This is a genomic window from Paenibacillus athensensis (assembly GCF_004514475.2).
In the GTDB taxonomy this organism is placed as follows: domain Bacteria; phylum Bacillota; class Bacilli; order Paenibacillales; family NBRC-103111; genus Paenibacillus_AL; species Paenibacillus_AL athensensis.
Map to the genome: position 1 here is coordinate 240,187 of NZ_MYFO02000008.1, position 13,800 is coordinate 253,986.

Annotated in this window: 9 protein-coding genes; all 9 read left to right on the forward strand. The window is 46.0% G+C overall.

From position 1 onward, the window contains the following. The first annotated feature begins 1 nt into the window (after position 1). A complete protein-coding gene (locus B5M42_RS16290; RefSeq protein WP_134750453.1) occupies positions 2 to 694 on the forward strand; it encodes a TadE/TadG family type IV pilus assembly protein in 693 nt (230 codons plus the stop codon). Positions 695 to 763: 69 nt separating this feature from the next. After that, a complete protein-coding gene (locus B5M42_RS16295) occupies positions 764 to 3,172 on the forward strand; it encodes a hypothetical protein (RefSeq protein WP_230632947.1) in 2,409 nt (802 codons plus the stop codon). Between the two features lie 22 nt (positions 3,173 to 3,194). Next, the gene (locus B5M42_RS16300) at positions 3,195 to 3,803 is read left to right on the forward strand and encodes a hypothetical protein (protein ID WP_134757842.1); all 609 of its coding nucleotides are present in this window, start codon (positions 3,195 to 3,197) and stop codon (positions 3,801 to 3,803) included. A 23-nt stretch (positions 3,804 to 3,826) separates the two neighbouring features. After that, positions 3,827 to 4,183, forward strand: coding sequence for a TadE/TadG family type IV pilus assembly protein (locus B5M42_RS16305; protein WP_230632948.1), 357 nt, complete (start codon positions 3,827 to 3,829; stop codon positions 4,181 to 4,183). Between the two features lie 352 nt (positions 4,184 to 4,535). Then, complete coding sequence (locus B5M42_RS16310) at positions 4,536 to 5,741, forward strand: S-layer homology domain-containing protein (protein ID WP_167690366.1); 1,206 nt, start codon at positions 4,536 to 4,538, stop codon at positions 5,739 to 5,741. Between the two features lie 39 nt (positions 5,742 to 5,780). Then, complete coding sequence (locus tag B5M42_RS16315) at positions 5,781 to 6,266, forward strand: hypothetical protein (RefSeq protein ID WP_134757719.1); 486 nt, start codon at positions 5,781 to 5,783, stop codon at positions 6,264 to 6,266. A gap of 438 nt (positions 6,267 to 6,704) precedes the next feature. Then, positions 6,705 to 7,919, forward strand: coding sequence for an S-layer homology domain-containing protein (locus tag B5M42_RS16320; protein ID WP_134757721.1), 1,215 nt, complete (start codon positions 6,705 to 6,707; stop codon positions 7,917 to 7,919). Positions 7,920 to 7,931: 12 nt separating this feature from the next. Further along, complete coding sequence (locus tag B5M42_RS16325) at positions 7,932 to 11,372, forward strand: hypothetical protein (protein WP_134757723.1); 3,441 nt, start codon at positions 7,932 to 7,934, stop codon at positions 11,370 to 11,372. A gap of 163 nt (positions 11,373 to 11,535) precedes the next feature. Next, a partial coding sequence (locus B5M42_RS16330) for a DUF1080 domain-containing protein (RefSeq protein ID WP_230632949.1) occupies positions 11,536 to 13,800 on the forward strand: 2,265 nt, incomplete at its 3' end.

Below are 13,800 nucleotides of genomic sequence, written 5' to 3' on the forward strand. Positions count from 1 at the left end.
TATGATCAAAAGACTCTGGTCGAACCAAAAGGGAAGTTTCACCATTGAAGCTTCCCTTGTTTTTCCCATTGTGTTTTTGGTAACGATTTTGCTGATATTTTTGAGCTTATATATTTATCAGAAATCTACCTTGTATTACTTTGCCGATCTGACGGCTAAGCGCGCGGCCTGGAGTTGGGACAACAGCTACAAGGACGCTGCGACGGGAAAGTTCAACCCTTACGAGAAAGACAGCGGTACTGGCCAGCAGCGCCAGAACGACGGTTTGTATTGGCGGTTCAGCGATTTTAATATGCTGGATGTGCTGACCTTCCGGTTTTCCCAAGCAGTGCAGCCTCAGGCAATAACGATTTCGTCTGGCGATCGCAGCAAGCCTGCGCGAGAAAGCAATTTGACGACCTACAAGCTGCAAAGAGCTGCCAGCCTTTTGCCACCGGGGTTTAGCGGTACAATGAGCTATGAGAACGTATTTTATAAAAGAAAGATCAAAGTGCATTTGGAGAATCCGCTCAAAATGCCCGGTTTTATTACGGTCTGGTTCCACAAAGAATTGGTGGAAGCCGATGCTAGCGCCTTTGTAACCGAACCGGCTGAGTTTATCCGAAATGTGGATTTTTCCATTTATGCTGGCAAGAAGATGGCGACGACAGCGAAGTCAACGATCGGTTCTATTCTCTCTAAAAAGCAGAAATAACAGCAATTAAAGGAAGCGTGGCGCATGAAGGGGTTCAAGCTGAAGGAGGACGGCTCGGTATCGATCTTTTTGATCAGCATCGTAGCGGCCGTCTTTTTATTTAATGCGGTTTTGATCGATTTTGCACGCATTCAGGCAGCGAAACGACAAACCGATATGGCTGTCGACGCAGCGGTACGCTCGGCGCTGGCAGCATTTGATAAAGAGCTGCAAGGTAAATACGGCTTGTTTGGCGTCAGCAAGGAGCAAGTAGAGCCTTTATTTCGTGAAATCATCGAGCAGAACCTGACTCATCCGGCCGGCGACGGTTCGTTCTCTCTGATCGATCCTCAGTTGTCAGCCGATTCCGCGCACTTGGAGGCTACCGGCGACTTGGGCAATCACGTTGTGTTCGAGCAGCAGGTGCTCGAAGATATGAAATACAAAGCGCCTATCGAAATTACGCTAGAGATGTTCGATAAATTCAAGCAATTGGCTGCAGTGATGAAAACCGCCTCGGCGGCCACGAAAGCATCCAAAGCGATGCGTAAAAGCTATGACAGCCGGGAAAAAAGTCTGGACAGCTTTTGGGAAAGCCGCAAAGCGTTGGATCAAGCGAATTTGGCTATTCCGTCTCTGATCGACAAAAACGGCGGCAGCTTCGATCTGACGGATAGCAACAGATTGTTTGGCCAAATTGCCGATGTCGAAACGATTGCCAGTCACTATGACATGGTCGAACGCTACTATCTGGATATTCAAAAGTGGGAGAAGCAGAAAGCCGAACTGGAGCAGCGGCAGCAAGCGGTACGAAATCAAATCCAGTCGATTCAGCAGCAAATCAGCCAAATGACGGCTAGCGCCGGAGAAGGTGAAGCTGTAGATACATCGGCGCAGGAGCGCCAGATTGACGCTTTATCGGATCAATTGGTCGAGATGAACAATGAGTGGATCAAGCTGGATACATCCATCCGGGATACGCTGGGACCGCTGAACGTGTATCTTTCTCAAGCGCACAGCGCGCTTCAACAGCTCGGACAAAAGCTGGACGCTGTGATCGGCCTTTATCCGAATACAGAGAAGCAGCTGGCCGATGCCAAGGAAGCCAATCAAAAGATGAAGGAAGCATTGGACAAAGCGAAGCAGGAAACCGGAGCCAGCAACTATGAGAATGTGAGCAACGCGCCAAATGCCGATGGAGCCGCCACGCCGCAGAACGGCGATCTCAGTCAGGAACAAGCCTCCTTGGAAAAGTTGATCAAGGATATGGAAAGCTTGATTTTGCCGGAAAGCTATTTCGAGCGAATGGAGCAGGACCTGCAAGCCGAAAAGTCGAAGCTGACAGCAGTCAAAAACAGCGTAGATCAATTGACGTCAGCCCTGCCGACGGCGTATCAAAGCTCGCGCCAGCCTCCAACGGTCGTCACCGTGAAGGGCTTGGCTCAGGACATTTACCTGAATCACAGCGCTGCAGGCGCACAAATTTACAAGAACAGCTTGCCGGAGAACTATCCGGAGGAAGCAAAGCGGCGTGAGGAGAAGGCGAAGTACGAGCAGAATAAGGAAAGCCCTCTGGTTACCCAGCAGGAAGAGAAGGCGAACCTTGGCATTAAGGATGTATTTAACATATTGAATGCTTTCAAGACGCTGAAAGCGGAGAATGAGGATTATCAAAAGCTGGATACTTATTATCAAAAATACATGCAGCAACAAGTAGATGACGCAGATAAAGGGCAAATTGAGCCAAGCGATGACTATGAGGATGCAAGTAGTCAGGCGATGTCGGCGATGGATTTGCTGTTTGCCGGCTTGGGCGATTTTTTTGAATCGATGCGCAATGAAATGTATGTCAACGAATACGCATTTGAGCACTTCAATAGCTTCGATCCCGCAGCTTCCTCGAATTATTTTAAAGACGGGAAGGTCGATGCGAACGAGTTGGCCAAAGCGTTGGGGGCTGACAATTCGGGCATTGAATATTTAATTTATGGGTTTCATAAGCCTGGAGCGAATGTTGGGGCGGCTTTGGGAGAGTTGTTTTTGATTCGGGTGGCGATAGGGGTTGTAGAAGGGTTAACTAAGCCTCAATTTAGGTCCTTAGGACACCCCTTATTGATACTTATTGCCGCAATTGCTTATGGAGTGGGCCAAGCTTTGCAAGACATGATTGGGTTTTTCGCAGGGAAAGAGGTTCCACTGGCCGGTATTCAACCTTTAAACACGATTAAATTGAAGTATAAGGACTATTTACGATTATTTCTGCTTATTCACAGTGCAGAGACTAAGAAATTAGCAAGAATGCAGGCATTGATTCAACTTGATACAGATAAAGATTTAAGTCAATACTTCTCTTATCTGTCGGGAAATGCTCAGTTTTCCGTACGCTTATGGTTTTTACCGGAAATAATGAAATCTTTAAGTCGATCCTTGTTTACGGACCAAGAAGTAAAAGGAAACAGGTTTTATTATAATAATGGATCACAAGAAATGTCTTATTGATAATTAATGGAGGTTTATGTAAATGAGAATATTTACTATTGGATTAACCGTCGTATCGCTTGCTTTGATTTTAAACGGCTGCGGTGGTGGGCAGGTGACCTCAACAGGGGCAACTTCTACAACGCTTCCTGCGCAAAATAATTCTGCCGGTACAGTTGTCACACCTGAGGTAAATTCTCCTTCGAGTGGGAAGTCATTAGGAAAAGTCGAAGTGCTCGGTGTAAAAACGAAAACTATAGGTACATTCGAAATTACATTAGACAGCGGAAATATCCAGTCCACTTTGAATCAGAAAGAGGGGGCTAAACTAAAGCCACAATATGATGAAATTCTTGTAATGAAGGCTAAAGTAAAGTCAGTAAAGAATTTGGCGGCTGATGTTGTGAACAAGTTAAATAATTTTACTCTTTATGATGCAAATGAAACTAATATGGGAGATAATTTCATTGGTTTTAATACTGGAATTACTGGAGAAAATTTGGAAAGTAATTTGTCAATGGCAAGATATCTACAAGATGAAGTATTTGAAGGCTACATTTACATGGATGTTCAGAAACGAGACGCCTACCGTATTAAATACGAAGATGTTTCCGGTGAATCCGGCTACTGGGACGTAAAAATCACCAATTAAAAAGAACCAAGGGGAGAATGCAGATGAAGTTCCGCACAAATGAAAACGGGAGTATAACACTGGAGGCGGCGCTGGTTCTCCCCTTATTTCTGGCATTTGTATTATGCCTGATGACGATCATCAAACTGACGATTGTTCAGATGTCCTTACAAAATGCGACGTCGGAAATGACCAAGCAAGTAGCGACCCATAATTTGCTGAGCACGGCTTCGGATGAATTGAAGCAAATCGTCAAGGAGCAGACACTGGACCCGGTTCAGGATGCGAACGAGTCGTTGGATGCTTACACCCAGCGAGTGGAGGAGCAGGTAAAATCCCGCCTGACCCAAGCTTTTAATAATGCGATTCGGCCTGGTTTTCAATTAAATCATAAGAAATAAATGGAACAATCAATTTGTAGGTGTATTCAACTTCAATCCCAAACTTAGGATTGTCCGCCGAAAAATTCGGCAGCGTCAGTTCTGTAACCTGCAATCGATCCTTTTCCACCCATGTAGCGTCCATAAAATTCAAAACAAACGATCTGTGGAACGCGTCTGGTCGGGTTCTTAACTTCGAAAATGATAGCCGTTTTGGCTATTTGTTTATATGTGGGATCTGGTATTTTCGCCATCGGTATGGCTCTGTAGTCCTGGGATTCTTTTGAGAAATTGCTTAGATAGTTGCATGAATCTGTTTAACTGGAAAAAGAATGATAAGTTTATGAATATTCTTCATGTGGGGAGAGAATCAATGATGAAAATGAAAAAAAAGTTTGTGCTGGCAGGGTTATTGGCAATGTGTTCACTTGGAAGTATTATTCCGGCATCTACGCAAGCCGATGATAACCCAACGCCATTTGCAGACATGCGGGATCATTGGGCCAAACAAGCGGTAGCCAAGGCGATCGAGAAAAAATATGTGGATGGCTACGATGACGGATCGTTCCGGCCGGAAAATTACGTGACTGGCGCGGAGTTTCTGAAAATGGTCGTGACGGCAACCAAGTTGCCTGTCAGCGGTAATACGACAGGGGCGGATTGGTATGTCCCTTACGTTAAGGCAGCCGTGGACAAAGGCTATTTGCGTGAGGATGCCATCAATACGGATATCGTGCTCACCAAGCCGATCAACCGTCTACAAATGGCTAAAATCGCCGTCAGGGCGACCGATCCGACACTCCAGCAGCGGGAAGTCAACCTGAATGATCAGGGCGCGATGTTCACGGCTACCAGCAAAGGGCTTGTTCAAGGGCTTGCAAACGGAGAGCTCGCTCCAGCCGGAAGCACGACCCGCGCTCAATCTGTTACGATTATCGAACGCATTTTGAGCGTGAACAGCGGAGAAAAACTGGAAACTGACAAGTTGGCTATCTCGAATGCGGAGCTGGCATTCAAGAAAACGAATTTGTTTTCGATGATTCCAGTGTTTGGTGGTGTGCAAGGAGAATCGACTACTTGGAGCCCTGATAAGCTGGTGCTCGAAACTGCTGACGGAAAATTTAAGGGCCAGATCGATCAGGTGGTGGTAATCGACATGGCAAATCCGAACGATCCTAATCGTGGACTTCTGGGGGATATTAGTGGCTTACATTGGTTCGCTCCAGGACGAAAGGGTGAAATGCCCCTGATTAAAGATTATCCAGACAGCTATGTCATACTGATACAAAGTCATGTCGATTACGTCAAGGACACTCAAGCTTATGCGGATAATATAGGTATTGGTTTCTCGATTTATGGATTTGAGAGTCCTGATCGGGTGGCACTGGCAAACGGAACTTTAAATACACTTGCAAAAATTTTTAAAACCAGACGTGGTGACGTGGATGCATATATTATGCCGAAATCCGGATATAGCGTTCCTAAAAATGATATTTCTATAAAGCTAAACGCCCCGGCTAGACCACCAGTAAATGACTCAACACGCACGATTGTCTCTATTTACGTACCGGAGAACTAAGATTTTATTATGTTCTTGTGAGGGAGGTAAATAGGAAAGATGGGTAGATCCAAGAAACGTATAAGGCTTCTTAGTGTAATAATGCTTATTGTAATGACTTATACTTCACAATCGATGGTACTTCTACTGGATGAACTAGAGGCTTTCGCTGCGACCCCTGAATCGATGACGACACCATTAAGTTTTATTTACGCTGGAGCCAATATGGCTTCAGATCATAAATACTATTCGTCGAGTAGCTATTTATCCGGTGGTAGCATTAACGTAACTGTTCCGGTGGGGAAGGTTATCAGCAAAATTTTTCATGGGTCGCAAGATATTACGCCCCCCGCAGCAGTTGGCAGAAATCAATATTCTGACCTCGTAAATGACATTAATGGTAGCCCACAAATAGTCACATCAGTTGGAAATGCCGACGGAACGAAGGGATACTACGCTTGGTACAGATATAGCCCAGGTGGGGCACAAGGCCGAAACTGGTACGCTGATGTCCCAGACAAAAACGGGAACATTGTCAAGATCTGATATTGGTGTTACTTCAAAGCCGAACGATGCTGGGCAGTATCGAGTTTATTTTCAACAAAGATTCGCAGACTTTGATAACAAATATGAATCCTTCAGGGATTTACCTGCTGCAGGTGCGAAGGTCATCGTCTACTATGCTGCAATCATTGTTAACTTGGAAGGGACAACTATCAGTATGATGAATCAGGGAGAATCCGTTTGTGCGCGGGTATTACAGTTGGTGATGACGAATTCATCCAAGATGTGCTCGATAAATGTGAAATTTCAGTCGTTGAGCTGCGCGATTTTGCTCATTTCCTTGCGGATGAATACAAACTAAACATGGACAGCAAGGTAGAACAGTTACAGTAGAGAGTTAGCTTCATTTTTGAAGCGAGATCAGAAGGCTATACAGCGAAATACAGATCAAAGTATATCATTTCACAGGAGAGTGGAAGTATGAAAAAAACCATGATTGCATTTATGAGCTTTTTAGCAATCACGGGCTGCACATTTCAAAATAACGCAGAAAAATCAGTTGCTGCAGCATCAACGCCGAATACCGTTTCGCCGGTTCGTTTTAACGATATAGATAATCATTGGGCAAAGGATGCGATTACAAGTGCGACGTTAGCCGGTTACGTCGATGGTTTTGAGGATGGTACATTCCGTCCAGAACAAATGGTTACCAGGGCAGAGTTTATCAAGCTGATTATATCTGCCACGAAGGAAACGGTTAGTGGAACTACGACAGGATCGGACTGGTATAAACCGTATGCGGAGGCTGCTACCAAAAGTGGTATACTGCGTGATACCGATTTTCCGGCGAATGAAATGAATACCCCGATATCACGATTGGAAATGTCGCGCATTGCGGTTCGGGCCACCGACGCTACATTTATGAATAAAGCTGTGCAGTTGGATGACAAGTCGGCTATGTACAATGCGACCAAAGCTGGATTAATCCAGGGCCTCGATCGAGGAGAGCTGGCTCCAACGGCTAACACCACACGGGCTCAGTCGGTTACGATCATTGACCGCGTACTGAAGCTGAAGTCCGGAACAAAGTTACCCGTGGATAAATATGCTGCTAGCAATGCGGAACTTGATTTGAAAAAAACGAATATTTTTACAATGATCCCAGAGCTGTTTGGTGGAAAACAATGGGAGGACGCGTCCTGGAACCCAGAGAATCTGTATTTGGAAACTCCGGATAAAAAGTTCAAAGGGACACTGGATTGGGTTATTGCTATTGATTTGGCCGATCCGAATGACCCTAATCGCTACTTGCTTGGCGATGTCAGTAAATTAACCTGGACAGCTTCCTCTAAACGAGGAGTAAGACCATTCGTTAAAGATCATCCCAATAGTTATATTCTTATTTTTAAAACACATGTCGATTATTGCGATGCAACAGAATATGCCTGTGATATTGGACTGCAAGCATACCCTATTGGATTTGTAAATCCAGACTGGGAAGCTTTTTATAACGGTGAGCTAAATACACTCACTGGAATTTCATTGCCGGGTGCGGACATCTTTCCTTTTATTTTGCCGAAGAGCGGTTATCAAACGGATGGAGTTATTCAAATACGTTTGCTGGCACCAGTTAAGGCATTTACACAACCAATTGATAAAACGGTTCTAGGTATTGTAACTTCTAAACAATACTAGGGGTAGCCAGCTATGAAGATTAAAAGAAGAATAGTACACCTTACTTTAATATTTCTGCTTTTTGTAGGGATGTTTCCTACTACAGACATTATTGAATGGATTAAAGCAAACGCTTCAGAACAAGTAACTGAAGATTTTCCTGTCAGTTTTATAGACAGTGGCCAACTTGATAATTCTAGCTACTTTTCAAAAAACGCAATTATTGAAGCAAACCTTAACATCCCGCGGAGAGATGATGGGATGATAATTAAAAGTATTTCTTATAACAATGAAGCCATAACTCCGTCAGTTGCTCAAGATCATCCCTCATTCAACGATAAGATAAGTTTAAAGGGTGTCCCTATTGTTGTGAAATCAAGGGGAAACAATTCAGCTTTGGGCTACTACGCTTGGTATAGATACATACCCGGATCTTCGAATGGGCTGAACTGGTATGCCGATCTTATCGATAAGGATGGCAAAAGTCAGAACGTAAACTGTGGGCCTTCAAGTGGTCGATCAGGAAGTAAGCATATAGCTACTTCATCGCCAACTGAAAATATTTCAGGCTATAGCATGCCAAGGTATCCAGGTTGCTCTTCTACTGATTTTTTTGATTTAAGCATGACTGCAACGATTAATCAGGCTTATAAAACTCAGGATTCAAGACAACTTGAAGTAATGCCTGAAAACGTCGAATCAATTACAGATGCCTCTGCCGATTACAATTTGAGCGCAGTTATCGATGGACCTTCAAATGGAAAAGGACGAACTGATCGAGAAACTTTAAATATTTTAGGAAAACCAGAACAAGGTAAAAATGCAAGTGAATATAAAGTGAATTTCAGCCAATCTTTCGATTTTATAAACGACTATGATCCTGTCAACAATCGCGAAGGGACAACATCATCGAAAGAACTTGCTTCGCCTCCAAGTGGGGCAAAGGTGCTAGTTTACTATTTTGCTTTCATTGTCGACCTGACGGCACGCAGTTACGAATACTCAAATAAAGTGACAGTTACTTATGGGCCAGGCCCGGCTGGAGCGAATTTGGGCAATATCGCCCTCGATGAAGCCAACGTTTGTATTCAAACGGGTATTCCTCAAACATTTCACTTTTCATTCACTAACAGCGGGGCAACGGCTATTACCAGCACGTTTAAGGCTACGATCCTGCTCGATGGAGTAATTTATCAAACCTTTTCCTATAACGGTCTTGTCGGTAATGGGGGAAAGGGAACTGGTACATTCAGCTATACGTTCTCAGCGGATAAGAGTATTACGATCAGCATTGATAAGCTACCACAGGAAAGCAATATATCGGACAATGTAGCTACATTTTCGATACATCCGAAATCGTCGTGTGCAAGCCCCACGCCAACTCCTGGGCCCGAAGTCGTAACGGGGGATTTTAAACTAGAAAAGATAACTATGAATTTCGGTGAAAGTAACTATGTTAGTCCAATCAATGTTAGTGTGAGTGGAGGAAATAGCTGTAAACTGGACGAATTTGGTTATGCCTTCAGTCAAAACGGAATCACATATAATCGATACCCGTCTTCAAATGTGTTTTCCGTAAACTTTGCTGGCCCACCGTATCCCGGAGGCATGGGGGCAGGACAAGTAAGCGTGACAATGAAGATTAAAACCAACTGCGGCACAACCAAAACAGTCGGCCCAAAGACATTCGAAATCATCATGCCCGACAATAATAACCCTCCGGTATTCGAAGCTGGTTTTTTCAATAATTGGGATTTGGCCGGATTTGAACCTATCAATCAGGTTGTCGTCGGCAGCTATGTAAATTTGCGCGTGATTCAAGACCCGAGACCGACACCACCACATCCTTACGACCCAGACGGTGATGGAATCATTTATATCTGGGATTGGGACAACAGCAGCTCATGGCTTCAATACGTCTATAACGAAAAATTTGGCTATAACTACGAAGATCATTACAACATGATTAAAGCCGATGTGCTCGGTCATCACACAATCAAGGTTACGGCGATGGATACCCGCGGGGCTACCAGCAGTAAAACGGTTTCTCTTGATGTCGTGCCGCCTAATCCTGTGCCACAGATTGACTTACCTCCCAAAGTAGTGGAAGGGCGGCCATTTACGCCGGATATTTCCGGTAGCCGAAGCTACAGTCCCGGCGGTTATGCCATCAAGCAGTACATCTGGGGCAACAAGCTCAGCATTTACCCGTCACCAGGGCAGCAAACGGTAACGCTTGATGTCGTGGACAGTAACGGGCTGCATGCAATTTCGCCAGCTCAGGCGACGCTTAATGTACTACCGGACTTGCCGCCAAAGGCGCAGCTTGCTTACAATGCAACGGGAGTACGGGGAGTCAGCATGAGCTTCAAGGATACAAGTTATAGCCCGGACGATGATCCGATCGGCAGTCACACCGATACGCTGACTTGTGACGTGAACAATAACGGTTCTTATGCAGACGACGTTTCCAAAGTTCTAATCCGGGATGCCAGTGGGAGCTTCACGTATACGCCTACCCAAGTGGGAAAATGTAGAATCCGCGTCTACATCGACGAGGCAACGCCGCAGCACAAATCAGCTCAGCAGGATTACGTGATCGATGTCGTAAACGATAACCCGACGGCGACATTTACGATGGCTGGCGAGGTCACACCGCCAGCGCTTAACCTGCCAACGGCGATCACCCCCGACATGTTGCTCTCTGCAAGCTGGCGAAGCGGATCGCTGGACGGTGACGTGGGGAAAGCGTGGTACAAGAATAGCTCAGGCAACTTGCAAACCTTGCCGATCTACGACACGCCGGCGTATAGCAATATGATGACGGCTGCGAATGCTCCAGACCCTGGTGCGCTGACGGTACGCGATGCGACAAAAGAAGAGATCGATGCTGTCGCGCTCGGGGAGGACATCAAGATTATATCGGACACGTCCAATCACCGTTACGTAGTTCAAAAAAACGGCGTGACGATACGAACGATCAGCAACCCCTATTGGTCATATCGATACTATTCAACGCCCGATTATTTGTACTTTTTGGTGGGGGATGGATCAGGTGCAAATGGTTGTTCAAGCACGTACAATACGTATCTCCGATATCCGATAAATCGTCTTATGGACCTGACTTATTCGCCTGGCACATTTTATACATGCTCAAATTCGAGCAATCAATTCATGGATGCACTTGCTCCTAATAATCATTATTCGATGTATGGAACGCCTGTTTACTCAATAAGTAGTGCGTGGAATTATTCCCAAGGCTATACGGAATGGTTCGTGTCCAAAGTATTGGACGGAGGAACAGTCTGGAGCTTGAAAGAGCCCGGAGCTTTATCCTCCACGACTGTTTTGAATGCAAACCTGAGCAAGCTTGCTTACACGATGACGGACACCAATGTTCATTTGCGAGTCCGCAATACGGCAGACGGTAGGTCTTTACAAAGATGTTGTCATTATCAGCGGAACTTCCAATGATGCGACGCTTTTAAATGTGTATCAGGATAAAATTATTGTAAGGAAGGCTCCAAGAAATTCCGCCACTTCGGGATCAGTAATTGCTTATGATTTTGATGGGAATCTCCTATGGACGACGACAGCAGCAAAAGGTAACTATACCACAGACAGAGATCTGGTCACGATGTCAAAAGACGGCTATCTGCTGATTGCTTATGCGACGCTGAGTGGAAATACCGGGAATTTTTACTTGCAGGCTTTTGACTCTTCGAACGGTAGCTTGATTGGAGAGAGCAAATTTTTCTCTGCGACAACTGGTAACAGCAGCAGCCTATCTACGGCTGAGCTCAGGGGAATTTACTTATATCAAGATGGAAAAATATTCGTAAAAGGCTTCGATTCTAATCATGGCAATTGGACCAGAATTCTCGAAGGTCCTGCGTTAAGCAGAGCCAAAAAAGAAGCGATCAACACGTTCGGACAACTGTACAGCCCGGCGCAGCAGGCCCAAAATGCCGAATTCGCATACAGTGTGAATTTTAAAGGCACCGACAACTACTATCCTGTCGAAACAGCCGGCTTTTCGTTCCGGATGAAGGACAACCAGAATATGTATCGCGTGGAGCAGGATATCTACCACATTCGACTGATCGCGTATGACAACGGGAACCGAACGGTTCTGCAGGAATCCGCATATGGACTTGCGAACGATACCTTCTACACGGTCAAAATCAAGGCCAACGGCGACCGAATCAAGGTATACGTTAACGGAGCGCCGATGATTGATGTTCGCGATTCCCGCATGACGGCGGCAGGTTCCTACGGCCCATATTCAACGAAGGATAATGTAGAATTTAAAGCTATTTCCATGACCGTCTATCCGGGAACACAACTTTTGAATAATGTCATCGTGGTAGGTCAGCCGATTCAATATTCGACGACGTACAGTGATCCCGAAACGGATCCGGCTGTTCCGGTCAAGGCCAAATGGACGTTTTCCAATCAGCAGCCCTACGTGTTTCTGGACAGCGGAGACGGGTATTCGGATACGGCGCCAACCAACAGCTACAGCAATCAGGTGGTCACGTCGCCAAATCCGGTATTAAACAAAGTGGGGATCTACAAAGTGGATTATCAGATTCCCGATGATCCGTCCCCTACGGGATACAGCTATGCTGACGGGGTTTTTGTCGGCTATAGCCAATACTCGGACCCGTACTCGCAAATGGTAAAAGTCATTCGCATGCCAGTGGCACGGTTCACGATCACGAAAAACGCCAATAACACGCTGAGCCCCAACGATCAAAGCTTTGATCCTGACCGTTGGCTGAGTCCGGTACAGTATCAAAGCAGCTACCAGGCGAATCGGGGCATTTTTGACCGAAAGTGGAAGTATACGGCACCAGATGGTACGACAGCTTTTGGTTTTCCAACGAATCCAAGCCATACAGGGAGGTATACGGTTAGTGAAGTGGTCATGCAAGAGGATGGAGTCTGGAGCGATTGGTATGATCAGACAGTTGATGTTACCGTTGCTGTACCCAACAACCCTCCAACGGCTGTATTGACCTATCCAACGGGGACACAGGCGTCCCCCAGCTTTTCCAACACGACAGAGCCGGTCGTGACATGGAATCAAACAGATACAGATGCCAACACAATTTTTGCCGCCTATCAAGTGTTGCTGAAGGATGAAGCAGGGAACATAGTCATCGATAGCGGAATCATTTCGCAAGGAACAGCGAACATGACCCAACAGTGGAAGGTTCCGCTCGCACTTATTCCAGGTGCCAAGTATCAGTTTCAGGTCCGGGTATCTGACGGAACGGCATGGTCAGCCTGGTCGAACATCGGGTGGCTGATCACGAACCGGCCACCAACAGCGACGATGCTGGTGCCGGGAGGCACGCAAGCCAACCCGACCGTATTCAATTCCGTGAGGCCGACCTTGCAATGGAATCAAAGCGATCCGGATGTGGGGACGCAATTCAGCTACTTTCAAATTCAGATTACAAACGAAACGAACACGGTGATAATCCTGGATTCCGGTCAATATTACCAAGGCTCATGGGCAAGCATCGGCAGTTGGACGGTGAATCAGGACCTGCCGGCAGGGCAGAAGCTGCAGGTGTGGGTGAGAGTGTTTGACGGTTATGTCTGGTCCAGCTATTCGCCAAAAACGTGGATGTACATCAACCGAGCGCCGACGGGTACCATCGCGATCCAGCCGTCGACAGTGTATCAGAATGACGATGTGACGGTAACGATCGTGCCGACAGACCCGGACGGCGATGTGGTCAATATTCAGGTGGAAAGAAGCATGAACGGAGGAACGTATCAAACGATTTACACGGTTTCCGCCATCCCGTCCGGAACGACCAAGGCATTTATGATGCTGGATGTGCCGCAGAGCAGCTATACATTGAGATTGACGGTGACAGATCCGATG

What these genes read in the sequence shown, in the direction of transcription:
- B5M42_RS16290 (WP_134750453.1), top strand. Translation starts at nt 2, where the DNA reads ATGATCAAAAGACTCTGGTCGAACCAAAAGGGAAGTTTCACCATTGAA.
- B5M42_RS16300 (WP_134757842.1), top strand. Translation starts at nt 3,195, where the DNA reads ATGAGAATATTTACTATTGGATTAACCGTCGTATCGCTTGCTTTGATT.
- B5M42_RS16305 (WP_230632948.1), top strand. Translation starts at nt 3,827, where the DNA reads ATGAAGTTCCGCACAAATGAAAACGGGAGTATAACACTGGAGGCGGCG.
- B5M42_RS16310 (WP_167690366.1), top strand. Translation starts at nt 4,536, where the DNA reads ATGATGAAAATGAAAAAAAAGTTTGTGCTGGCAGGGTTATTGGCAATG.
- B5M42_RS16315 (WP_134757719.1), top strand. Translation starts at nt 5,781, where the DNA reads ATGGGTAGATCCAAGAAACGTATAAGGCTTCTTAGTGTAATAATGCTT.
- B5M42_RS16320 (WP_134757721.1), top strand. Translation starts at nt 6,705, where the DNA reads ATGAAAAAAACCATGATTGCATTTATGAGCTTTTTAGCAATCACGGGC.
- B5M42_RS16325 (WP_134757723.1), top strand. Translation starts at nt 7,932, where the DNA reads ATGAAGATTAAAAGAAGAATAGTACACCTTACTTTAATATTTCTGCTT.